This is a genomic window from Pseudofrankia saprophytica (genome assembly GCF_000235425.2).
GTDB classification, from domain to species: domain Bacteria; phylum Actinomycetota; class Actinomycetes; order Frankiales; family Frankiaceae; genus Pseudofrankia; species Pseudofrankia saprophytica.
The window spans coordinates 7,253,361-7,274,878 of record NZ_KI912266.1 but is presented as its reverse complement, the minus strand read 5'-3'; the positions used below and the strand labels follow the sequence as shown (position 1 = coordinate 7,274,878).

Annotated in this window: 19 protein-coding genes; 10 read left to right on the top strand and 9 right to left on the bottom strand. The window is 70.5% G+C overall.

Translation table 11 applies throughout. The annotated features are described in order from the left end of the window. Positions 1 to 63 precede the first annotated feature (63 nt). The 3 genes from FRCN3DRAFT_RS52065 to FRCN3DRAFT_RS0230625 all read left to right on the top strand — a co-directional run bounded on the left by FRCN3DRAFT_RS52065 (position 64) and on the right by FRCN3DRAFT_RS0230625 (position 1,609). Positions 64 to 330 carry a tetratricopeptide repeat protein gene (locus tag FRCN3DRAFT_RS52065; RefSeq protein WP_342435387.1) on the top strand — a complete coding sequence of 89 codons (267 nt, stop codon included), beginning with the start codon at positions 64 to 66 and terminating at the stop codon, positions 328 to 330. 113 nt (positions 331 to 443) lie between these two features. Then, entirely contained in the window at positions 444 to 1,007 is a 564-nt protein-coding gene (locus tag FRCN3DRAFT_RS47075; protein ID WP_007509913.1) for a hypothetical protein, read from the top strand. After that, on the top strand, positions 1,007 to 1,609 hold the full coding sequence (locus FRCN3DRAFT_RS0230625; RefSeq protein WP_007509911.1) for a DUF3885 domain-containing protein: 603 nt from the start codon (positions 1,007 to 1,009) through the stop codon (positions 1,607 to 1,609). The genes FRCN3DRAFT_RS47075 and FRCN3DRAFT_RS0230625 overlap by 1 nt, the downstream gene beginning before the upstream one ends. 953 nt (positions 1,610 to 2,562) lie before the next feature. Here the strand turns inward: FRCN3DRAFT_RS0230625 and FRCN3DRAFT_RS0230620 are convergent. From FRCN3DRAFT_RS0230620 to FRCN3DRAFT_RS0230605, 3 genes are all read right to left on the bottom strand, one after another. Further along, entirely contained in the window at positions 2,563 to 3,345 is a 783-nt protein-coding gene (locus FRCN3DRAFT_RS0230620) for a hypothetical protein (protein ID WP_131803431.1), read from the bottom strand. A 410-nt stretch (positions 3,346 to 3,755) separates the two neighbouring features. Then, complete coding sequence (locus tag FRCN3DRAFT_RS0230610; protein WP_007509907.1) at positions 3,756 to 4,256, bottom strand: DinB family protein; 501 nt, start codon at positions 4,254 to 4,256, stop codon at positions 3,756 to 3,758. A gap of 148 nt (positions 4,257 to 4,404) precedes the next feature. Continuing rightward, on the bottom strand, positions 4,405 to 5,931 hold the full coding sequence (locus tag FRCN3DRAFT_RS0230605; RefSeq protein ID WP_007509905.1) for an acyl-CoA synthetase: 1,527 nt from the start codon (positions 5,929 to 5,931) through the stop codon (positions 4,405 to 4,407). Positions 5,932 to 6,278: 347 nt separating this feature from the next. On the opposite strand from FRCN3DRAFT_RS0230605, the gene FRCN3DRAFT_RS0230600 reads away from it, so the two are divergent. Then, positions 6,279 to 7,862 (top strand): flavin-containing monooxygenase, encoded by a 1,584-nt coding sequence (locus FRCN3DRAFT_RS0230600; RefSeq protein ID WP_027141089.1) that lies wholly within the window; start codon positions 6,279 to 6,281, stop codon positions 7,860 to 7,862. 80 nt (positions 7,863 to 7,942) lie between these two features. Here FRCN3DRAFT_RS0230600 and FRCN3DRAFT_RS0230595 read toward each other — a convergent pair whose 3' ends face one another. Beyond that, entirely contained in the window at positions 7,943 to 8,335 is a 393-nt protein-coding gene (locus FRCN3DRAFT_RS0230595; protein WP_007509901.1) for a nuclear transport factor 2 family protein, read from the bottom strand. 101 nt (positions 8,336 to 8,436) lie between these two features. On the opposite strand from FRCN3DRAFT_RS0230595, the gene FRCN3DRAFT_RS0230590 reads away from it, so the two are divergent. After that, positions 8,437 to 9,468 (top strand): SDR family NAD(P)-dependent oxidoreductase, encoded by a 1,032-nt coding sequence (locus tag FRCN3DRAFT_RS0230590; protein ID WP_027141088.1) that lies wholly within the window; start codon positions 8,437 to 8,439, stop codon positions 9,466 to 9,468. Between the two features lie 166 nt (positions 9,469 to 9,634). On the opposite strand, the gene FRCN3DRAFT_RS0230585 is transcribed toward FRCN3DRAFT_RS0230590, so the two are convergent. Continuing rightward, positions 9,635 to 10,522, bottom strand: coding sequence for an LLM class F420-dependent oxidoreductase (locus tag FRCN3DRAFT_RS0230585; RefSeq protein WP_007509898.1), 888 nt, complete (start codon positions 10,520 to 10,522; stop codon positions 9,635 to 9,637). Positions 10,523 to 10,669: 147 nt separating this feature from the next. On the opposite strand from FRCN3DRAFT_RS0230585, the gene FRCN3DRAFT_RS0230580 reads away from it, so the two are divergent. Next, a complete protein-coding gene (locus tag FRCN3DRAFT_RS0230580) occupies positions 10,670 to 11,203 on the top strand; it encodes a nuclear transport factor 2 family protein (RefSeq protein ID WP_007509896.1) in 534 nt (177 codons plus the stop codon). Positions 11,204 to 11,371: 168 nt separating this feature from the next. Beyond that, positions 11,372 to 12,580: an amidohydrolase family protein gene (locus FRCN3DRAFT_RS0230575; RefSeq protein ID WP_027141087.1), complete on the top strand. Its 1,209-nt coding sequence runs from the start codon at positions 11,372 to 11,374 to the stop codon at positions 12,578 to 12,580. 246 nt (positions 12,581 to 12,826) lie between these two features. Here FRCN3DRAFT_RS0230575 and FRCN3DRAFT_RS0230570 read toward each other — a convergent pair whose 3' ends face one another. Both FRCN3DRAFT_RS0230570 and FRCN3DRAFT_RS0230560 read right to left on the bottom strand, forming a co-directional pair. Then, positions 12,827 to 14,212: a TetR/AcrR family transcriptional regulator gene (locus FRCN3DRAFT_RS0230570; RefSeq protein WP_007509892.1), complete on the bottom strand. Its 1,386-nt coding sequence runs from the start codon at positions 14,210 to 14,212 to the stop codon at positions 12,827 to 12,829. A 262-nt stretch (positions 14,213 to 14,474) separates the two neighbouring features. Further along, complete coding sequence (locus tag FRCN3DRAFT_RS0230560; RefSeq protein ID WP_007509890.1) at positions 14,475 to 16,961, bottom strand: CoA transferase; 2,487 nt, start codon at positions 16,959 to 16,961, stop codon at positions 14,475 to 14,477. Between the two features lie 294 nt (positions 16,962 to 17,255). On the opposite strand from FRCN3DRAFT_RS0230560, the gene FRCN3DRAFT_RS0230555 reads away from it, so the two are divergent. From FRCN3DRAFT_RS0230555 to FRCN3DRAFT_RS0230545, 3 genes are all read left to right on the top strand, one after another. Continuing rightward, positions 17,256 to 18,470: a cytochrome P450 gene (locus tag FRCN3DRAFT_RS0230555; protein WP_007509888.1), complete on the top strand. Its 1,215-nt coding sequence runs from the start codon at positions 17,256 to 17,258 to the stop codon at positions 18,468 to 18,470. A 9-nt stretch (positions 18,471 to 18,479) separates the two neighbouring features. Beyond that, complete coding sequence (locus FRCN3DRAFT_RS0230550) at positions 18,480 to 19,385, top strand: LLM class F420-dependent oxidoreductase (RefSeq protein WP_007509886.1); 906 nt, start codon at positions 18,480 to 18,482, stop codon at positions 19,383 to 19,385. A gap of 104 nt (positions 19,386 to 19,489) precedes the next feature. After that, positions 19,490 to 19,780, top strand: a complete 291-nt coding sequence (locus tag FRCN3DRAFT_RS0230545) for a DUF1330 domain-containing protein (RefSeq protein WP_007509884.1) — start codon at positions 19,490 to 19,492, stop codon at positions 19,778 to 19,780. A 173-nt stretch (positions 19,781 to 19,953) separates the two neighbouring features. Here FRCN3DRAFT_RS0230545 and FRCN3DRAFT_RS0230540 read toward each other — a convergent pair whose 3' ends face one another. Both FRCN3DRAFT_RS0230540 and FRCN3DRAFT_RS0230535 read right to left on the bottom strand, forming a co-directional pair. Continuing rightward, positions 19,954 to 20,142, bottom strand: coding sequence for a ferredoxin (locus FRCN3DRAFT_RS0230540; RefSeq protein WP_027141085.1), 189 nt, complete (start codon positions 20,140 to 20,142; stop codon positions 19,954 to 19,956). Further along, positions 20,142 to 21,437, bottom strand: coding sequence for a cytochrome P450 (locus tag FRCN3DRAFT_RS0230535; protein ID WP_007509880.1), 1,296 nt, complete (start codon positions 21,435 to 21,437; stop codon positions 20,142 to 20,144). Before FRCN3DRAFT_RS0230535 ends, FRCN3DRAFT_RS0230540 begins: the two co-directional genes overlap by 1 nt. Between the last annotated feature and the right edge of the window lie 81 nt (positions 21,438 to 21,518).

Here is a 21,518-nt window from a genome sequence, read left to right as displayed (position 1 = left end):
GCTCGCGGGTCCCATTCCGCCGTCCGAAACGCGCCCAGGCCGTCCCACTATGAGCACCGGCGAGTGTGGGTGCGGTTTGCCGGGCGGCTGTCCGGCGCCCACACCCTCGCCATCCGGTTGGCCGAGGCTGGCAACCACGCCGCCGCCCGAGCACTGGCCGAGGACACCCTCACCCGCCGCCGCCGGATCCTCGGCGACAACCACCCGAACCCCCAGGTCAACGTCCGGTGCTGCGCTGGCAAACGATCAGAAGTAGGACTCCCCGACCTCAGGCCGGCAAGAACGTGCAGGTCAGCGTCATATGTCGATCTTCACAAATGTGACCCTTGACCAGGGTCGAGGGTGTCATTTCCTGCAGTCGTGCAGAGGTGGGCCGTGGTCGCGGGTCCGCCGTCGTGGGTAATGGGCGCGACGGGCACGGCGAGCGTCGGGATGATGCGGGCGTGGATGACTGGCCGGACCAACCTCCGTCGCCGCGGCTTGTCGCCGCCTGGTGGGTCCTGGGCACAGTGCCGGTGGAGCCGATCCCGCTGTGGGCGGCGCACTGGCTGGTCGCTGGCTACGACGGCGAAGCCCTTGCCGAGCTCGCGGGGCTCAGCGGACGCGACCTTGGCGCCGTTCACGACCTGCTCGAAGCAGCCCTGGGCGACTGCGGCTTGGACCGGTCCGATCTCGACACCGCGGAGCGCGGCCGGAAATGCGCGACCGCCATGACCACCTTTACCACCATCGCCGAACTACACGTCCAGGGACGCGCGACCGAGCAATGGGTCCTCGACAAGATCCACGAGATGGCCGATAACGACAGGATGGTCGACCCCTACCCTGATGAGGCAGTCACCAGCCTGCCACTGGGTCGGCTTTACCTCCTCGCCGACGAATGGAAGTTCCCGCGACTCCCAGCCGATGATCAAATTCGGGCGGTCGTTCAGCAGGCGTGCCGCGAGCAATTCCATGCGGCATTCGGCGCCAACACGGCGCCCTCCAGGCGCGGCATGACGGCTTGATGGGGGCGAACCAGGTGCTGACCGCGTCGACCTTGACGCAGTCGTGGGAGCGGCGGTGGCCCGAGTGTCCTCCGGTCGCGCACTGGCTGCGCGACCGATACCCGGACCGATGGGTGAGGTTCCACAGCCTTCCCGAGTCGAAGCGGTACCCCACCGACGAGACCGAGTACGCCATCGTGCTTCGCCGGCACTACACCGTGCTGTCGGCGCTCGCTCCAGGGCCCGACCTCCTGGTCGTGACCAGCGAGTGGACAGAGAACGTGGAACCCGGTTCTCCGGTCTGGCCGACACGCTCGCAGATCGCCCCGAGGGCGTGGCACTGGCGAACCGTGCTGGAGGAGCCGGACGAAGCCCCCGAGTGGCGTAGCTACACCCAGCTCTATGCCGAGGTGATGCCCTGGCGGCAGGGCGCGATCGACGCCGTGCTGAGGGCTGTCGCAAACGACGAACTCGCAAATGTGATCCTCGCGCCGATCGACCTCGGGTGGCTGTATCACCCCTACGACGGCGGCGCCGACGTCATCCTCCCAACACGAGAGCGACGAGACGCCCTGAAGGTGCAATACCGAGCCTGGCTATCCAGGCACTCGCTTGGGCTTTGAAATCTCAACCGGTAGACGAGCGCGGGTGGCGGTGGACGGGCAGGAACGATTTTGTAAGGAAGGGCGTCCGAGCAGAGACGCTTGATCCGCCAGCGGTCGGGAGATCGACCCAGGCCTCAGCAACTAGGCAGAATATCCATGTGCCCCGCCGGGTTGGCTGGTGTTGACGGTGAACGGTGATGAGCCTGCCGCCAGCCGTGGCCACCGATGGCAGTCGATGATCTGGTGGGATTTTCGGAGCTGGGACTCCGAAAATCCCACCAGATCATGAACGGCCCGGCGATCGGGCGGATCCTGGGTGCCGTTGGCGCGCTGCTCCGATTTCCCCACCAGCCGATCACACGGAGAAGTCACTCCGCAGTTCTGTGACGGCGAACGCTCCGGCCCGACGCGCCAGCCGCTCGGTGATCTCGGTTTGTGCCCTGCCGTGGTTGCCTGCGGGGCCAGATCGCGACCACCCGAGTGCACAAACAGCGATCAAGCCGCGGGCCCCACCGTCGGGGGCCGCAGGCGGGAGCTCGCGCGTCCCGGTCCTCTGCGCCACGCCACAAATGAAGGCCTTGACCATCGAGGTGGCTGGACGCTGGACCAGCCAGAATCAGGCGTCTTCATCTGGACGAGTCCCGCCGGCCGGACGTATCGGGTCGACACCAATACAAACGAGGAAGAGGGCCTACTTTCCACCGAAGACAGAAATAGTGGTGCCATCATCTATGCAGACATGCCCTCGACCGTGCGCAGGGTCAACGGTGAACGGCGGTCGACCGATGGAGATTCGTGTCCATTCTAAAATCATCGGAGATCCATGTCGCGGTCACAGTCGGTCGCACCCAAACTATGGTCTTACCCGCTGACAAGAATGCTCGGTCACCTGTGGTGCCGCGCCGACTCGCGTGGCAGGCGTATTTTCTGTCGTGCCAACAAATGCGGGCTAACTTTGTGCCGCGCGGCTGTCACCCCGCGTAAACACCCAGCCACCGCTCTGCGCGGCGATGCTTGTCGTCGTCGCCCGATTCGCACGCCACAGCAAGCAGTCGTGCCCGCAGCTCAGGCGACAGTCGAGTGATGTCCCGCGCCTGATGGGTGCGGCTCTTCCAGCTGCAGAGATGCCGCACGGCACCGGCCACAATTCGAGCGTCGGTGGGAAAAAGCTGCAGGGCCTCAACGAGATCACCGATCGGCGTATCGCTGAGAGCGGATGCCGGCAGCGCTTCGTGTACCGGGTAGCCGGAACAGCGTCCCGTCCCTGAGCCGTACCAGATCAGCAGGGCGGCAGCTCGTTCGACCCGGTCTGGGATGGCCTCCGCGAGACGCCGGCCGACCAGGCTGCACACGCTCCGTGGAAGGACTCCACTGGAGCCACTGGCGGCCACCGCCAGATCCACAAGGTCACGTACGGCGGCGGGCGCCGCGGTCTTCCAGCGTTCCTGAGCGAGTTGTGCCTCCTGACGTGCGCGTTGCCGCTTCGCCGCCCGCGCCAGCGGATCGACAACGCCGTGGTCGGCGAGCCAGTGCAACACCCGGCCACCGTCACGCAGCCGGACGTCGCCATCCCATCCCTGCCAGCGCAGCGAGGCGCCGTGATGAAAACCCACGACGGCGATACGCCAACCGCTCCCGTCGAAGAACTCGAAAGCAAGCTCCCCGGCACACATGCAGTACCCGTCGGTGGTCTGATCTACAGCCAGGGCACCACGGAGCAAGCGCAGTGCCGCCGGATCGGCCATGTCCAGCACGACACGGTCACCCAGCACCCGATCCCGGAAACACCACCCTCGGTTACCCGCACCCGGACGATGCCTCGTAGCACCTCGTCAAGCGCGTCCACTGAGGTCACCTTGACATCTTCCGACACTCGCAAGGGTCCTGTGGACGGAGCCGATCTCACTGCCGTTGCTCATCCCGGTGGCTCCCGGCGATACCTCACACCGCTGGCTTCGCTGGGCCGCCACCTGACCGGCCACAAGGTCGGCGACACGACCAGATGAAGGTGGGCGTGTTCTCGATGGTGCGTTTCGCCCGGGCGCAGTCGACCTCGGTGATCTCGTCGTCGACCCAGAAAGGCGGGTGTCCGGCCGGCCAGGCGATCAGCGTGTGAGCGTCCGACGCGGCCTGTCGCGTTCGTCGTCGGCTGACGGGCGACGGGTCAGCCGAGGACGCCGGTGGTGCCGTCGGTGAGCTCGCGCAGGATGTCGGCGTGGCCCGCGTGGCGGGCGGTCTCCTCGATCATGTGGACGTAGATCCAGCGCACCGACACCTCGCCCGCGTCCGGGTGCGGCACGACGTCGTCCAGCGCGAACCCGGCCGCCGCCGCGCGGGACGCGGCGCAGGCCCGGTCGTAGTCCTTCAGCAGCGTGTCCAGCAGGTCGGTGTCGGTAAGTTCCCACGAGTTCTCGGGCAGGTCCGGGTCCTCGCCCGTCAGCCGGTGGAACCAGTTGCGCTCCACCGTGGTCAGGTGCCGCACCAGGCCCGCGAGCGTGGTGGCCGACGGTACGAGCCGCCGGCTGGCCTCCTGGTCGCCGACGCCCAGCGCCTTGTGCGCGACGACGTCCCGGTAGAAGTCCAGGAACGCCTCCAGGATCTCGCGTTCCCCGGCGGTGTTCGCGTGCATCACCCGCAGGGCCGGTGGGCGCGGAAGCGACTCCATGCCAAGGACCGTACCCCGCTGGTTTCTCGGTCCGGCACGTCGTCCCGCGGCCCCGCTGGCCATCGCGCCGGGCCGGAACACCGAGGACCAGCGCGCGACGGGCTCGTCCTGCGACGGCGCGCCATGCGACGGCTCCCCGCGACCGCCGTTACAGCTGTCCGCGCAGCTCGCGCTTGAGGATTTTGCCCGAGGGGTTGCGGGGGAGGGCGTCGATGAAGGTGACCGCCTTCGGCACCTTGAACTTCGCGAGGCTGCCGCGGCAGTGCTCGACGAGCTCGTCCGCGGTCACCGAAACACCCGGCCTGGGAGCGACGAAGGCGACCGGGACCTCGCCCCACTTCTCGTCGGGGCGGCCGACGACGGCGGCCTCGAGCACCGCCGGGTGCTCGTAGAGGACGCGCTCGACCTCGGAGCCGGCGATGTTCTCCCCGCCGGAGAGGATCATGTCCTTGAGGCGGTCGACGATGAAGACGTAGCCGTCCTCGTCGCGCACGCCGATGTCGCCGGTGTGGAACCAGCCGCCGGCGAAGGCGCGGTCGGTCGCCTCGGGGTCCCGCCAGTAGCCCTTGAAGACCTTCGGCCCGCGCAGCACGATCTCGCCGGCCTCGCCGGCGGGCAGCCTCCGCCCGTCCTCGTCCCAGATGTCGAGCTCCAGGTACAGGCATTCCCGGCCGACGCTGCCGCGCTTGGCGCGGATGCTGCCGGCGTCGAGGAAGGTGTCGCCGGAGACCGTCTCGGTGAGGCCGTAGGCGTCGGCGAACCACGCCGACGGGAAGACCTTCTGGATGCGGTCGATGAGCGGGAGCGGCATCTTCTCGCCGCCGCCGATCAGCACGCGGACCGACGACAGGTCGCGTCCGTCGACGCCCGGCAGGTCGAGGACCGCGCGGACCATCGCCGGGGCCATCCACACGACGGTGATCCGTGACCGTTCGATGTCGTCGACCACGCGGGCGGCGTCGAAGGTCTGGTGAACATGGGTCGTCCCGCCCGCCGCGATGATCGACGTGGTCACCAGGTCGAGGGCGCCGACGTGGTACAGCGGGCCGCAGGCGAGGCCGATGTCCGCGGCGGTGAAGCCGAACTCGGTGATGTGGGCGTAGTTCTTCCACGCGAGGTTGGCGTGGGTGATCATCACGCCCTTGGGGCGTCCGGTCGTGCCCGAGGTGTACATGAGCCGCTGGATGTCGTCGCCGGCTGCCGGGGCGCGCTCGGCCGGCGGCGCCGAGCCGTCGGCGAGGTCGGCGAAGCGTTCCCATCCGTCGGGGGCCGCCGCCGCGATGGCGACGCGCGCCAGGGCGGGCAGCCGCTTGGTCGCGTCGGTCGCGAGCGCGACCAGCTCCTGGTCCACCACGAGCGCGCGCGCCTGGGCGTGGTCGAGGATGTACTCCAGCTCCGCCGCCGCGAGCCGCCAGTTGAGCGGCATGACGGCCGCGCCGAGATAGTTCGCCGCGAAGATCGTCGTCAGGAAGTCGACGCTGTTGTAGGCGAGCAGGGCGACGACGTCGCCCGCGCCGATCCCGCGGGCCCGCAGGCCGGCGGCCACGGCGGTCGTGCGCTCGAGGGCGTGCCGGTAGGTGACGGTGTCGCCCTCATAGACGGCGAAGGGCTTCTCCGGAGCGCGGTCCGCGTGGTGGGCGAGGACGCCGACCCAGTTCATGTCCGGAGCGCTCATCGAGCCTGCCTCCACCTAGCGATCTCGGGGACAGCGGCCTCCGGGTACGCGGAAGTAGATCATTTTCGCGCGTCCTCTGGCCTCTGGACCGGCCGGTACAAACAGCGTGACGGTAGCCGGATCTCCCGGCCGGTTCAACGGGTGCCCGCGGTGTCCCGGGCCAGGCGGGGCCCACCTGGCCCGTTCGGCCGGGAACTTCGTCGCCTTGACGCTCCAGAGGGCGTCGGGATAGCTTCATGAATCTCTGGACCGGTCGGTACAAAAGATCTAGACGCAGGGAATCTCGGCGCAAAAAGATCTATGGGTGTACCGCCGCGACCGATGTGATCGCGACCGATGTGGGAGACATGGGAAAAGCAGACGTCGACATCGTCATCGTGGGCGCGGGCATCCTCGGAATCAACCAGCTCTACCGCGCGCAGCGTGACGGGTACTCCGTGCAACTGCTCGAGCAGGGCGACGGCGTGGGCGGTACCTGGTACTGGAACCGCTACCCCGGGTGCCGCTTCGACTCCGAGAGCTACACCTACGGCTACCTCTTCTCGGAGGAGCTCTGGCATGAGTGGGAGTGGAGCGAGGAGTTCGCCGGCCAGCCGGAGACCGAGCGCTACATCAACCACGTGGTCGACCGGTTCGACCTTCGCCGCCTCATCCGATTCGGCAGCAAGGTCGACGCCGCGGAGTGGGACGAGGGCTCGCGGACCTGGACGACGCGGACCGCGGACGGGCATGTAGTCCGCTCCACCTACCTGGTCAGTACGACGGGTGTGCTCTCGGTGCCGCAGTACCCGGACGTGCCCGGGCGCGCGACGTTCGCCGGCGAGCAGTACCACACCGGCCGGTGGCCGGCGACGGCCGTCGACTTCACCGGCAAACGCGTGGCCGTGGTCGGCACCGGCTCCTCCGGGGTGCAGGTCGCGCCGGTCATCGCCGAGCAGGCGGCGTCGCTGACGCTGTACCAGCGCACGCCGACGTGGTGTACGCCGCTCAACAACCACCCGATCTCCGCCGAGCAGCAGGCCGAGCTCAAGGCGAGCTTCGAGAAGATCAGGAGCACGCTCGCCGTCTCGGTCGCGGGCTTCCTGCACGAGCCGTCGGGCCGCAAGACCTTCGATGACGCGAAGGACCAGCGCTGGGAGTTCTACGAGCGGATCTGGAACAGCCCCGGGTTCGCCAAGATGAACAGCAACTACGAAGACATGATGCTGGACCCCAAGGCGAACAAGGAGTTCTGCGACTTCATCGAGGAGAAGATCCGCGGGATCGTCGCCGACCAGGCGGTCGCGGATCTGCTCATCCCGGACCTCGGGTACGGCTCGCTGCGGCCGCCGTTCGTCACCGACTACTACGAGATGTTCAACCGGCCGAACGTCGAACTGGTCTCGACGCGCCGCCACCCGTTCGTCCGGCTCACCGAGGCCGGCATCGAGACGGCGGACGGGCTGCGCGAGTTCGACATCATCGTCTGGGCGACCGGGTTCGACTTCGCCACCGGCGCGATGCTGGGCATGGGCATCCGCGGTGTGGACGGACTGACCCTGAACGAGTACTGGGCGGACGGCCCGCGCACCTTCCTGGGCCTGATGTGCCACCGCTTCCCGAACTTCTTCTTCCCGGGTGGCCCGCACGGCGCCGCGGGCAACAACCCGCGCTATGGCGGTGATCAGGTCGACTTCGTCGCCGACCTGATCTGCCGCGCGCGCGAGCGCGGCCAGGACCGCATCGAGGTCCCGCTCGAGACCGAGGAGAGATGGGCCGCCACGATGGCGAAGGCCCTGCCGTTCTCCACCTTCGTCGAGCACGGCCAGTACTACGGGACGAACGTGGAGGGCAAGCCACGGCGTTTCCTGCTGAACCCGGCTGGCCGGCCGGCATTGCTGCGGGTGATGGAGAAGACGGTCGAGAGCGGCTACTCGGGCTTCCTTGGCTGACCGAGCCGGCTTCCTTGCCCTGCGCCCGGAGGCACCGTGCCTGTTCCTCGCACGGTGCCTCCGGGCGCGGGCTTCTCCGCTCAGACGAAGACCAGCTCACGGCTCGCGAACAGCCACGCCTCGCCGCTCGCCCGCAGGCGGTCGGTGTAGCGGCCGACGAGCTGGACCCTCCAGCCCTTCTCGGCCTTGACCAGGAAGAGCAGGTCGCTCGTCGCGCTGGCCGACTCGCCGTCGAAGTCGGTCACGTGGATGTTCAGCACGACGTGCCGCTGGGGCACCCCCGGCGTCAGCTTGGAGTACGTCGCGCGGATCGCGTCGTGGCCGTGCAGCACCTCCGAGCCGGGGAAGGACGCCGACCCGTCGGGCAGGAAGGTGGCGACGACGTCCTCGGTGCGGGCGTCGTCCACGGCCTGCGCGTACGCCGCGATGGTGTCGCTGATCCGTGCGACGGCATCGGCATAGTCGGCGCTCATGCGGCTCCTCCGGAGTAAGTTGACCGATCGGTACAAGGAAGCCTAGCGTCGCGTCCGCCCTGGTGCGGGCGCCCGCCGTGGAGAGGAAGGGTGCCACCCTGATGAGCAGGATCTCCTTCGACGGACGGGTCGCGGCGGTGACGGGTGCCGGCCGTGGCATCGGACGGGCCTACGCGGTCCTGCTGGCCCAGCTCGGGGCCAAGGTGGTCGTGAACGACCTAGGCGGCTCGTCGACGGGCGTCGGGGCCAATGCCGCGCCGGCGAACAGGGTCGTCGACGGGATCCGTGCCGCCGGTGGCACCGCGATCGCGAACTTCAGCGACGTGTCGACCGTCGAGGGCGGCCAGTCGGTCGTGGACGCCGCCATCGGCGAGTTCGGACGCATCGACGTCCTGATCAACAATGCCGGGAACATGGTGTGGGCGGGCCTTCCGGACATCGACCTCGCCAATCTCGAGGCGCACCTGGACGTGCACGTGAAGGGCTCGTTCAACACCGTGCGCGCGGCGTGGCCGCACATGGTGGAGCAGGGCTACGGGCGCATCGTGCTGACGACGTCGATCGGCATGTTCGGGCTCGCGGACAACCTCGGCTACGCGACGTCGAAGGCATCCATGATCGGCATGGCGCGAAGCATGACCGCGGCGGCCGGCAAGCAGAACATCCGGATCAACGTCATCGGCCCGAACGCGATGACCCGGCTTGCCAACAAGCCCGCGTCCAGCGCCCCCGCCGACGGCACCCCGGCCGACAGCGCCCCGGCGGACACCCCCGCGACCAGCGCCGCGTCGACGGGCGATGCGCCGGCGGACGCCGCCCCGCCCGGCAGCGCCCCGCTGACCGAGGGATTCCGCGCCGTCCCGGACCTGAGCGCGGCCGCCGTCGCCCCCATGGTCGCCTACCTGGCGCACGAGGAGTGCGGCGTCAGCGGTGAGGTGTACCTGGCGGGCGGGGGCCGATTCTCGCGGCTCTTCGTCGGTGTCACGGAGGGCTACCTCAACCCCGACCCGGCCAAGGTCGACGTCGACGACGTCGCCGCCAACTGGGCGGCCATCCAGGACGAGACCGGCTACTACGTGCCCCGCGATCCCCTGGACTGGTCGACGCACTTCCTGGCCCACTTCTACGAGTAGCGCCGTCGACTACGTCCCGCACTTCCGGACCCGCCGGGGTTCGCCCGCTCGATCCCGCGCGTGATCGCCGTTTGTGCCCCGCCGTGGTCACGATGTGGGCCTGTCCGCGACCACCGGGGCGCGCTCACAGCGATCATGGGTGGGGGGCGACCCTGGCGGCCGTCGACTAGCCGAGGGCGGCGTCGGCTCGCTGCTTCATCTCGGCGATGAAGTCGAGGTGCTGGTCGAGGGTGGTCAGCCCGTTGCGGGCGCTGGTCACGGCGACGTCGGTCGCGCCGGCGTCGCGCAGCCGCGGGAGGGCCGCCACCGTCTGCCCGAGCCAGCTGCCCGGCTCGCTCGGCAGCAGGTTGAACAACGCCCGGAAGTCCTCCGGAGCGCGGCCCTGCGCGCGCAGCAGCTCCTGGACCCGCTGCCAGGCGAGGGTGGCATCCTCGCGTAGTCCGTAGCCGAAGATGAACCCGTCGGCGAGGCGGGCCGCGCGGCGGAACGCGGCCTCGGACGAGCCGCCGAGCCAGATGGGGATCGGCCCGTTCGGTGGTGGACACAGGGCGGCGCGGTCGATCTGGTCGAACTGGCCGCTGAACTGATGGGGCTCGCCGGACCACAGCCGGCGAAGGTAGGGGATCTGCTCGTCGAGCCGGCGGCCGCGGGTGGACCAATCCGCTCCGAGCGCGTGGTACTCGACCGGGTTGTAGCCGATGCCGACGCCGAGTCGCAGCCGCCCGCCGGAGAACAGATCGACGTCGGCCGCCTGCCGGGCGACCAGGGCCGTCTGGCGCTGCGGGAGGATCAGGATCCCGGTGACGAGCTCGATCCGCCGGGTGACCGCGGCGAGGTAGCCGAAGGCGACCAGCGGGTCGTGGAACGGGTCCTTCTCGTCATAGGAGCGCTCCGGCAACGGTGGCTGCCGGTCCACGCCGTGGACGGCGCCGACGACGTGGTCGTACAGCAGCAGATGGTCGTACCCGAGCTGCTCGGCGGCCATCGCGAACTGCCGGAGCGCGTCCGGATCGCCGGCCAGCTCGTTCTGCGGGAAGGTGACGCCGAGCCTCATCCGGATAGCCTCCGTAGTCCTCACTCGGGCCCGTCGCGGTCGCCGGGGCGGCGTGTCCGAGCTCCGGCGACCCTGGTCGACGGTTCATATGATGCACCTGGCCGTGCACTATATGGTCCACGTCGAGCGGAGAGCGGTCACACGACGGTGAGCGGCACGGAGGACCAGACGCTGGCGGCGCTGGCGGACCTCGCGGCGCGCGAGGCGATTCGCCAGCAGCTGCACAACTACTGCCGCGCGATGGACCGTCGCGACGACGAGCTGGGATACGCCGTCTGGCACGAGGACGGCACAGCGGACTACGGCGCGTCGGTGTTCCAGGGCGCGGGCCGTGACTTCGTGGACCAGGTCTCGCGTAACCATCTCCGGCGCTCGGCGCACTCCCACCAGATCGCGACCGTCGGGATCGAGGTCCAGGGCGACCGCGCGGTCAGCGAGTCATACGTCACGGTGCGCCTTCGGACCGCCGTGGCCGGTGGCTTCACCGAGGAGCTCTACGTCGGCCGGTACCTGGACCGTTGGTCGCGCCGGGGCGGCCGGTGGGCGATCGACCACCGCGTCTGGGTCCTGGACTTCGACGAGCAGGACCGCCCGGCGTCGGCCCGGCTGCCCGGCGGCGGCAGCCGCGACACCGCCGACCCCTCCTACGAGCTGTTCCGCGGCCTGCGCGCCGACTCCTGAGCCGAGCCCCGTTCGAGCGCGTCGGAGGCTCCGGCGCGGGCGGTGTTGGCTGCCGCCGAAGGGGTATGCCCGCGCCCATGGCTCGGCCGACCGCGTCGTGATTCCCGCGCCGGCCGTGCTGCCAGCGGCCTGTTGACGCGAGTGTTAGAAACGGCCTATGGTCGGAACATGACCAGTGCCAGGTTCCCTGTGTTCGACGCGGACAACCACCTGTACGAGACGCGCGATGCACTCACCAAGTACCTGCCCGACAGGTACAAGGGCGCCATCGACTACGTCGACGTGAACGGCCGCACGAAGATCGTCGTGCGGGGGCAGATCTCGAACTACATTCCGAACCCGACGTTCGATGTGGTCGCGCGCCCCGGTGCCCAGGAGGAGTACTACCGCAAGGGAAATCCGGACGGTAAGAGCCGCCGGGAGATCTTCGGCGCGCCGATCAGGGCACTTCCCGCCTTCCGTGACCCGGCCGCGCGCCTGGAGCTCATGAACGAGCAGGGCGTCAACCGCACGCTGCTGTTCCCGACCCTCGCCAGCCTGGTCGAGGAGCGCATGCGCGACGACCCGGATCTGATTCACGCCGTGATCCACTCGCTCAACGAGTGGATCTACGAGACGTGGCAGTTCAACTACGAGGACCGCATCTTCACCACGCCGGTCATCACCCTGCCGATCGTGGACAAGGCCCTCGAGGAGCTGGACTGGGTGATCGAGCGCGGCGCCAAGGTCGTGCTGATCCGGCCCGCGCCCGTGCCGGGCTTCCGCGGCTCGCGGTCCTTCGGCTTCCCCGAGTTCGACCCGGTGTGGCAGAAGATCGTCGACAACAACCTGGTCGTCGGCATGCACTCGTCCGACTCGGGCTATGAGCGGTACACCAACGACTGGTACGGCAACAACAGCGAGTTCCTGCCGTTCCAGCCGCAGGCGTTCCGCATGCTGTCCGCGTGGCGCCCGATCGAGGACTCCGTGGCGGCCCTTGCCTGCCACGGCGCGCTTACCCGGTTCCCGGACCTGAAGGTCGCGGTCATCGAGAACGGCGCGGCCTGGGTGGCGCCGTTGCTGAAGGCCATGAAGGACCTCTACAAGAAGATGCCGCAGGACTTCCCGGAGAACCCGATCGAGGCCATCCGCCGCTGCATCTACATCTCCCCCTTCTGGGAGGAGAACTACGCCGAGCTCGCCGAGCTGCTCGGCGAGGAGCATGTCCTGTTCGGGTCCGACTACCCGCACCCGGAGGGCCTGGCCGAGCCGGCCAAGTACGCCGAGGACCTGCTGGCCTACATCCCCGACGAGGAGCGGGTCGCCAAGTTCATGGGCGGCAACATGGCCAAGCTCCTGGGCTACCCGGCCAGGCTCGAAAGCCCCGCCGGCGTCTGACCGCGGCGGGACCGCGCGCCTTCCGGAAGCCGAAGCCGGCTTCCGGAAGCCGGACGTCGACTGCCGGAGGCTGGAAGCTGGCTCCGGAAGACAGGGACCACCGCGCCGGGCTGGCGCCGCGTCGATGACGCGGCGCCGGCCCGGCGGTCTCCGTATGGGGCGCAGGTCGGTCCCGGCGGCGAGTGGCTCGGCCGGCTGGGGGCGATGAGTCTGGTTCGGCGATGAGGCCAGGGACGTGCCCGCCGGTCAGGACGTGCGCTGCTGGCCGAGCAGGCCGCCCTCGATCACGTGGACGGCGGCCTCCAGCGTCTCCGCCGAGCGGTGGCCACCGCCGAACACGTCCAGCAGGGCCATCGCCACGATCGCCTCGGCGTCGACGTCGCCGAAGCCGCGCGGCGCCAGGAAGTGGGCGAGCTGGCGCCGGCCCCAGTCGAGGGCCGCGGCCGCGTCGGTACCGAGCGCCGCCTCGTGCAGCGTCGCGTCGACCCAGATCCTGATGATCCCGGCCTCGGAGACCTGCGTCTCGTTGTACGTGCGCAGCCAGGCCCGCAGCGCCGCCGTCGACCAGGCCTCTCCCGACCCGGGCACGGGTGGCGTGGGAATCGCGGCGAGCGTGCTGGACAGCGGCGTCATCGCGGCCAGCACGAGCGTGCGCGCGAGGTCGGCCTTGTTGGCGAAGTAGCGGTAGAAGATGCCGTGCGACAGGCCGGCGGCCGCGGCCACGTCGTCGACGCGGGTGCCGTGGTACCCGCGCTTGACGAAGACCTCGTACCCGGCCGAGAGCAGTGCGTCGTAGGTGGCCCGCGCGGTGTCGGTGAGGGCGGAGCGCCGGGTCGGCGCCGCGCCCGCCCGGCGGTCGAAGTCGATGAACGGCGCCTCGTCGGCGCCGCGGCCGTGCGCGTTCACGCCGGGAATCAGCCCGAAGAGAGCGCGGTGGATGACGTCGGCGAGCGCGTCGTCGACCCGTGTGCGCGGGTACGCCAGCGGGGCGGCATTGCGCAGGATCTCGGCCGAGTAGAAGGTGCGGGCCGTGGCGCCCAGGAGCAGTCCGATCACCGCGTCGGCGTCGTGCGGGGCCAGCGTGGTCGAGACGAGCCTGGACCGGATCAGCGCGATGTTCGCCGCCGCCGCGTGGACGTTGAGCGCCTTGAGGCTCAACGTCTCCCTCGCCGCGCTCTCGAAGACCTGGAACACCGCGCCGAAGTGCTCGTAGATGTCCGCGTACCGTTCCACCCACTCGCGGATCGTCGTCCAGCCCGCCGCGTCGGGGGTCAGTGGCCCCATCGCCTCGACGGAGGCGCCGACCTGGCGGGCGACCTGCCCGGCCAGCTGGCGAAGCACGTCCTCCTTGCTGGAGAAGTACTGGTAGAACGCCACCCGCGAGCAGCCGGCGCGCTTGGCGAGGTCGGCGACGCTGGCGGTGTGGTAGCCGCCCTCACCGAACACCTGCAGCGCCGCCGCCACGATGCGCTGCTGGGTGAGCCGTCCACGCTGACCGACGGCGGGATTGCTGGCGAACGGGACGCGCCGGGCGATCGACTCCGGCGCGGGCACGTCCGCACCGACCGTGGGCGCCCGCTCCGCTGGCCGCTCCGCTGGCCAGCCCACCGAGCGGGTCGGATCGCTCGTCATGATCCTGTCAGTATCTCAAACCGAGCGAACGCACGGACCGCGGAACGCACGGACCGTACTGGTCACCCAGAGCACGCCGAAGTCTGGATCATGGTCGATGACCGCCGCCGACCCAGGTGGCAGATCTGGAGCGTGGTCGACGGTGGTGTTCAGGGACACCATGGTCGGCCACGATTCGTCCGGCGAATCTGGAGCGTGGGCGATGGTGGCGTCCCCGAAGTCGACCATCGGCCACGAACCCGCCCAGGAACGGCCGGGAGGCTCAGCCGGACGTGCCGACGGGGCTCGGCGCCTCGACGGGGATCGCGCCGGCGGCGGCGAGGGTGGCGCGGGCGGCCGCGTCGAAGCCGGCGGCCTCGAGGACCTCGGCGGTGTGCTCGCCGAGGCCGGGGATCGCGACCCGGACGGCGGGGCGGGGCTCGGGCCCCAGGCGCAGGGCGAACCCGGGCTGCTCGGTCAGGCCGCGCGCTCCCCAGTCGAAGGCGACCGTGCGGCCCAGCTCGCGGTCCACGGGGTCGTCGACGATGTTCGCGACGAAACCCGAACGGTCCACCCCGGCGACCAGCTCGGCCGGCACGCCGGCGGCGCGCAGCCGGGCCGCCCAGCCCGCCGCGCCGCCCTCATGGAAAGCGGCTTCGAGGATCTCCTCGGCGGGCTGGCGCTCGCCGGGCCAGGCTCGCAGCGGCGGCGGCGTCGCGGGCAGGTTCGCGAGCAGCGACCCCCGCCCCGCGGGCAGGCCGGCCGCGACCGCGTCGCGCAGGCGTCCCCATGTCTTCGCGTCCGGGACCGCGAGGGCGAACCAGCCGCCGTCGCCGGCCTGGTAGATCCGGTAGGCCGCGCCGTAGCCGGTCTGGCCGGCGTCGAGCGCCGGCCCGGCGATCACCGTGGCGCCTGTGCCGTCCGTGGCGGCTGTGCTGTCCGTGGCGGCTGTGCCGCCCGCGCCGGGGTCGGCCGGGTCGCCGGCGCCGACGACGAACGCGCCGGACTTCAGCATCAGGCCGGCCCCGAGCAGCGACGTGCTGACGGACTGCCCGCCGCCGTCACGGCGGCGCGCGTAGAGGCCCGCGAGCAGTCCGCAGGCCGCGACCCAGCCGCTCGCCGAGTCGATCGCGCCCCAGACGAGGAACGTCGGCGGCTGGCCGGCGCCCCCCTGGGAGCCCTCGACACCCGAGAGCGCCTGCATGAGGTGGTCGTTGGCCGGCAGCTTCGCGCGCGGGCCGGTCGCGCCGAAGCCGCTCGCGTGGCAGTAGACGACGTCGGGGTTCGCCGCTCGCACGGTGGCCTCGTCGTAGCCGAGCCGCTCGGCGAGCCCCACCCGCGCGTTGTGGTGGACGACGTCGCTGTCGCGGAAGAGCGCCGCGAGGACGCCCGCCGCGCCGGGCGCCTTCAGGTCGAGCGCGACGGCCCGCTTGCCGCGCTGGCCGGCGGCGAACATGGGCTCCATGTTCCGGTGAATGTCACCGGTCACCGGCTCGACCTTGACGACGTCCGCGCCGAGCTCCGCCAGCACCGCCGTCGCGACCGGCCCGGCGAGGTAGGCGGACAGGTCGAGCACCCGCACACCGGACAGCAGCCGCCCGGCACCCGCCTCGCCAGCGCCGCCGGGCGCGGGCGCGCCAGCGGCCCGGGCCGGGCCGGCCGGGCCGGCTGTGCTGGGCGGGCCGGCTTGGCCCGTTGGGATGACGCGCGCGATCGGGCCGAGGACGGTGATCCGGCCGCGGTCGGGGTCGTCGTGGCCGACGGCCAGCCCGGTGCTGCGCACGTGGTCGTCCAGGAGCGCCTCACCGGGGCGCAGCACCGGCTCGCAGCGGAAGTTGTGGCCGGCGAGGTCGGCGAGCCAGGCGGCGCGGGGACGGGTGGCGAACGCCGCGGCCCAGCGGGCGCCGCGCTCGACCATCGCGCCGCTCATCAGGTCGGCGTTGTAGCCGCGTTCGCTTGGGGGCTCGCCGAGGTACGCGAGGAACTCCTCGTACGCGCCCTTGGCGCCGAACCAGAGCTGGATGTACTCGCCGTCGGCGCACCGGTAGGCGAGACTCTCCTTGGGGCCCTGGTCCTTCCAGAGCAGCGTCGTCGTGGGGGAGGGATGCTCGACCCGGCCGATGATCATGGGGAGCAGGGCGCGCAGGCCGTCGGCGAGCGAGGTCTCCGCCCAGCCGCCGCGCCCGGTCGCGGCCCGCTCGTAGAGCCCGGCGAGCGCCCCGACCGTCGCCGTGAGCCCCGCGCCCGCGCTCGCGATCGCGAGGTCCGCGAAGGCGGGGCGGCCCGGCTGGTGGCACCGGATCTGGGTGAGCAGCCCGGTGCGGGCGGCGAGCAGCAGCTCCAGGTCGGCGAGCGCGCCGCGTGCGGAGTAGCTGGGGCGGGTGCGGACCACCACCAGGGCCGGGTTGGCGCGCGCGAGGTCCGGATAGCCCAGCCCGCGGCGCTCGATCGCCTCCTCCGCGCCGGTGAGGAACAGGACGTCGGCGGACCTGGCGAGAGCCGCGGCCGTCGCCGCCGCGCCCGCGGGGTCCGCGTCGTCGTCGACCTCGACGATCTCCTTTCCGCGGTCCCAGACGCGGGCGAACTCCACCCCGGTGTCGAGCGCCGGCCGGCGGGCCGAGCGGACCCGGGTCACCTGGGCACCGAAATCGCGCAGCATCGCACCCGGCAGGCTGCCGGCCAGGCCGGCCCCGACCACGCTGGTACCGAAGGCGACCTCGACAACCCGTATGCCGGCAAGCGGGCCCTGCCCCGTCGTCTCGGTGGTCATCCGCGTTCCTTCCGCCTCGCGGCGGCCGGCACCGGGCAGGCCGCGGATTTATCATTAATGAGTAGATACTCATCGGCCGGTACGCATGCGCGCAACAGGCGACCTGCCCTTCGCCTGCGCGCCCGCAACCGGAAGCGGCCGTGGGCGGCCGTGGGCGATGGCTCGGTGCGCGGCGGAGGTGTCCACCGCGGTTGCCTCGGCCCTCGTATCGGTGACATGCTGCTGCCGCGAATATGGCTTGGCTGCCGCTGTGGCCGGTGGTCGGTGCCCCGGGGCGGATGGAGGCGTTCAGACGTGGCGGAACTCGGCTTAGCGGGCGCTACGGCGGACCGCGGGATCTACTACGACCCCTACGACGTGGAGATCGACAGCGACCCGTACCCCGTGTGGAGGCGGATGCGGGACGAGGCCCCGCTCTACCGCAACGACAGGCACGGCTTCTACGCGCTGAGCCGGTGGGATGACGTCGACGAGGCGCTCGTCGACCACCGGACCTACATCTCCGGCAAGGGCTCGGTCCTCGAAATGATCAAATCGGGGTCGCCGATACCGCCGGGCATGGTCCTGGCCGAGGACCCGCCGCTCCACGACCTGCACCGCGCGTTGCTGTCGCGGGTGTTCACGCCGAAGCGGATGGCCGCGCTGGAGCCCCGGGTGCGCGAGCTGACCGTGCGCACGCTGGACCAGTTCGTCGGCGCCGGCGGGTTCGACTTCGTCGCCGACCTGGGCGCGCTCGTCCCGATGCGGGTGATCGGCATGCTGCTAGGCATCCCGGAGAGCGACCAGGAGGCGCTGCGCGACCGGAGCAACGCCCGCCACCACATCACTCAGGGCGAGGTCCCGAAGCTGTCCGACCTGGGCGCGTCGATGGCGGACTTCGCGGAGTACGTCGACTGGCGGGTCGACCACCCCTCGGACGACCTGATGACCACGCTGCTCACCGTCGAGTTCCGCGACGAGACGGGGACGACCCGCCGGCTGACCCGCACCGAGATCCTCCTCTACATCGCGCTGCTGGCCGGCGCCGGCAACGAGACCACCCGCCGGCTGATCGGCTGGACGGGGCAGCTGCTGGCCGACCACCCGGACCAGCGCCGGGCGATCGTCGCCGGCGCGTCCACCGTCGACCAGGCGATCGAGGAGATCCTGCGCTACGAGTCGCCGTCGCCGGTACAGGCGCGGGTGCTGTCCCGTGACGTCGACCTGCATGGCCAGACCGTGCCGGAAGGCAGCATCATGCTGCTGCTCAACGCCTCGGCCAACCGGGACGAGCGGCGCTTCCCCGACCCGGATACGTTCGACATCGGCCGGGAGGCGGAGCGGCACCTCGCCTTCGGCCGCGGGATCCACTTCTGCATGGGCTCGTCGCTGGCCCGCACCGAGGGCCGCGTCGTGCTCGAGGAAGTGCTCAGGCGCTGGACCGACTGGGACGTCGACTACGACAACGCGGTCCTCGATCACACGTCCACGACGCGCGGTTGGATGCGTCTGCCGATCCGCACGGTGTAGGAGGGTTATATGCGCTTCATCCTGCATTACCCGGAGACCAACGGGACCAGCCGCGACATGCTCCACGCCGGGCCGCTGGACGAGGTCGCCGCCGCCGCCGAGAAGGCCGGCTTCGACGCGATCTCGCTCACCGAACATCCGGTGCCCGGCGCCAGGTGGCTGGAGACGGGCGGGCACCAGAGCCTCGACCCGTTCGTCGCGCTCGGCTTCGCGGCGGCGGCGACCACCCGGCTGCGACTGATGACGAACCTGGTCGTCGCGCCCTACCACAACCCCTTCACGCTGGCGAAGGCTGCCGCGACCGTCGACAAGCTCTCCGGCGGCAGGTTGATCCTCGGCATGGGGACCGGCTACCAGAAGTCCGAGTTCTTCGCCCTCGGCGTCGACCTGGCGGAAAGGGCCGCCCTGTTCGACGAGGCGCTCGACGTTCTGCCACTGCACTGGCGCGGCGAGCCGTTCAGCTACAAGGGCCTGCACTTCGACGCCCGCGACGTCATCGCCCGGCCGAAGCCGGTCCAGGACCCGATCCCGATCTGGGTCGGCGGCAACTCGGGCCGTGCCCGGCGCCGTGCCGCCGAGAAGGCGCAGGGCTGGCTGCCGATGATGGCCAGCCCCCAGGTGGCCCAGACCGCCCAGACGATGGCGATCACCTCGCGGGAGCAGCTCGCCACCCTGATCCAGGGGGTCAAGGACGCGGCCGTCGCGGCGGGGCGCCCCGGCCCGCTCGACTTCACGTCCTCCTACAACGACGCCACGTTCACCGAGGCGCCGACGGCGGACGCCGACCGGCACCGCGAGCAGTGGGCGGAGCTGGAGAAGATCGGGGTGACCTGGTTGGTGATCTCCTGCCACTCCACCTCGCGCGAGCAGACCTTCGACTTCATCGAATCCTTCGGTGGGACGTACCTGTCCTGACCGTGACCGGCCCCATCGCGTCGTCCGGACGGCGGCTGCGTCTGGCGGAGCGCTGTGGTTGCATCGCCGCGGGACATCTTGCGCTGACATCCAGGGAGAAAGCCATGCCGAAGGCGTATGTCGTGTTCACCGAGGCGATCAATGACCCGGATGGGATGGCCGAGTACGGGAAGCTCGCGGGGGCCTCGTTCGCGGGTGTCGCCGCGCGGCCGCTCGCCGTCGGACCGGCCACCGAGGTTCTCGAGGGCGAGTGGCACGGCGACCAGACGGTCATCCTCGAGTTCGACTCGGTCGAGGAGGCCAAGGCCTGGTACACGTCCGAGGCCTATGCCAAGGCGATCCCGCTGCGCCAGGCCGCCGCGGACTGCAACGCGGCGATCATCACCGGGTTCTGAGACGTAGAGCCGCCGCTGAGACGACGAAGAGCGCCGACGGGCGGCCCGGCCCTGGGCGTCGGGCTGGGCGACCCTGGTGGTCCGGCGGTCTGGTGGTTCGGTGGTCTGGCCGATGACGACGAACGGGCGGTGGTGGGCCTGAGCCCACCACCGCCCGTCGACGCGTCGGCGTCCTACTCGACGGTGATGGCGCGCTCGGGGCAGTGGCCCGCGACGTTGCGGACCTCCGCCTCGAGATCCGCCGGCACCTCTTCCACCAGGACCTCGCCGTAGCCGTCGTCGCTGATGCCGAACACCGCCGGGCACTCCGCCGCGCAGACGCCGTGCCCACGGCAGATGTCCTCGTCGATGAAGACCTTCATCATGCCTCGCTCGGGTTCTCCGCCGGGGTGAACTCCAGGCTCAGATACCCGAGGCCGCGCAGGATAAAGGTCGGGAGGTACCGGTACTTGCGGGCGTCCGCGGGGCCGTGGACGGCCTCGTCGACGCGGATGTCGCTGGTGCGGGCCAGCAGCCGCTCGATCGCGACCCGGGCCTCGGCGCGGGCGAGCGGGGCGCCGGGGCAGGTGTGGATGCCGCGGCCGAACGCGATGTGGTGGCGGGAGTTCGGCCGGTTGATGTCGAACTTGTCCGCGTCCTCGAAGTGCCGCGGGTCGCGGTTGGCCGCGCCGTTGACCACCATCAGCGTGGCGCCGGCGGGGATGTCGACGCCGCCCACCGTCGTCGGCACCTTGGCGAGCCGGAAGTCGCCCTTGATCGGGCTCTCCGTCCGCAGCGTCTCCTCGAGGAAGTTCGAGATCAGGCCGGGCTCGGCGCGCAGCCTGGCCTGCAGCTCGGGGTCCTCGGCGATCAGCTTGCCCGCGGTGCTGACGAGGCGGACGGTGGTCTCCTGGCCGGCCGAGAACAGGTTCGCCGCGACCCGCACGGCGTCCATCACCTCGGGCGTCGACCCGTCGGGGAACGTCGCCTGCGCGAGCCCGGTGAGCACGTCGCCGCGGGGTTCCTTGCGGCGGTCCTCGATGTAGACCTTGAACTTCTCGTAGAGGAACTCCAGCGGGGAGTGCGAGAGCGACTCGCCGCTGGTGCCGCCGATGGTGCCGCTGGCGGCCCGGTTCAGGTGGTCGACGAACTCGGCGTGGTCCTCCTCCGGGACACCGAGCAGGTCGGCGATGACCAGGAGGGCCAGTGGCCCGGCGAAGTCGCCGATGAACTCGCCCTTGCCGCCCTCCAGAAGGCTGTCGAGGAGCCGGTCGGTGATGACACCCATCCACTCCTCGTTCTCGCGGAGGCGCTTAGGAGTGATCATCTTCATCAGTAGCGCGCGATGGTCGGTGTGCAGCGGCGGGTCCATCGTCGGCAGCTGGTCGAAGAACGGGAGCGAGTCGCGATGCTGCGCGATCAGCTCGGCGACGTCGTCGCGACCCTCGATTGGTACCGGGAATCCCGGGAACGGGCCGGTCACCGAGGTGCACGATGAGAAGTTCTCGCTGTCCTGCAGGACCTCGATGCCTTCGTCGTAGCCGGTGACCATCACGACGTTGTGGTGCGGCTCCCGGTGCACGGGGCACTTGGACCGAAGCTCGTCGAAGTACGGGTACGGGTCCTCGACAAGCTCCTTGCCGAGGAAGAAGTCCAACGACTCGAGGTCGTTCGCCACCTGAAGGCTCCCTTCAACACCGCGACGCCGGCCGGGCGCGGGACCTGTTTCTCCGCCGTCGGAGGGGGCAACGGCGTTGAA

Bases quoted from the DNA above. Each gene is read 5' to 3' on its own strand.
- FRCN3DRAFT_RS0230560 (WP_007509890.1), bottom strand. From the start codon at position 16,961: ATGACCACCGAGACGACGGGGCAGGGCCCGCTTGCCGGCATACGGGTT.
- FRCN3DRAFT_RS0230590 (WP_027141088.1), top strand. From the start codon at position 8,437: ATGAGCAGGATCTCCTTCGACGGACGGGTCGCGGCGGTGACGGGTGCC.
- FRCN3DRAFT_RS0230545 (WP_007509884.1), top strand. From the start codon at position 19,490: ATGCCGAAGGCGTATGTCGTGTTCACCGAGGCGATCAATGACCCGGAT.
- FRCN3DRAFT_RS0230575 (WP_027141087.1), top strand. From the start codon at position 11,372: ATGACCAGTGCCAGGTTCCCTGTGTTCGACGCGGACAACCACCTGTAC.
- FRCN3DRAFT_RS0230605 (WP_007509905.1), bottom strand. From the start codon at position 5,931: ATGAGCGCTCCGGACATGAACTGGGTCGGCGTCCTCGCCCACCACGCG.
- FRCN3DRAFT_RS0230625 (WP_007509911.1), top strand. From the start codon at position 1,007: ATGGGGGCGAACCAGGTGCTGACCGCGTCGACCTTGACGCAGTCGTGG.
- FRCN3DRAFT_RS0230540 (WP_027141085.1), bottom strand. From the start codon at position 20,142: ATGAAGGTCTTCATCGACGAGGACATCTGCCGTGGGCACGGCGTCTGC.
- FRCN3DRAFT_RS0230585 (WP_007509898.1), bottom strand. From the start codon at position 10,522: ATGAGGCTCGGCGTCACCTTCCCGCAGAACGAGCTGGCCGGCGATCCG.
- FRCN3DRAFT_RS0230550 (WP_007509886.1), top strand. From the start codon at position 18,480: ATGCGCTTCATCCTGCATTACCCGGAGACCAACGGGACCAGCCGCGAC.
- FRCN3DRAFT_RS0230600 (WP_027141089.1), top strand. From the start codon at position 6,279: ATGGGAAAAGCAGACGTCGACATCGTCATCGTGGGCGCGGGCATCCTC.
- FRCN3DRAFT_RS0230570 (WP_007509892.1), bottom strand. From the start codon at position 14,212: ATGACGAGCGATCCGACCCGCTCGGTGGGCTGGCCAGCGGAGCGGCCA.
- FRCN3DRAFT_RS0230610 (WP_007509907.1), bottom strand. From the start codon at position 4,256: ATGGAGTCGCTTCCGCGCCCACCGGCCCTGCGGGTGATGCACGCGAAC.
- FRCN3DRAFT_RS0230595 (WP_007509901.1), bottom strand. From the start codon at position 8,335: ATGAGCGCCGACTATGCCGATGCCGTCGCACGGATCAGCGACACCATC.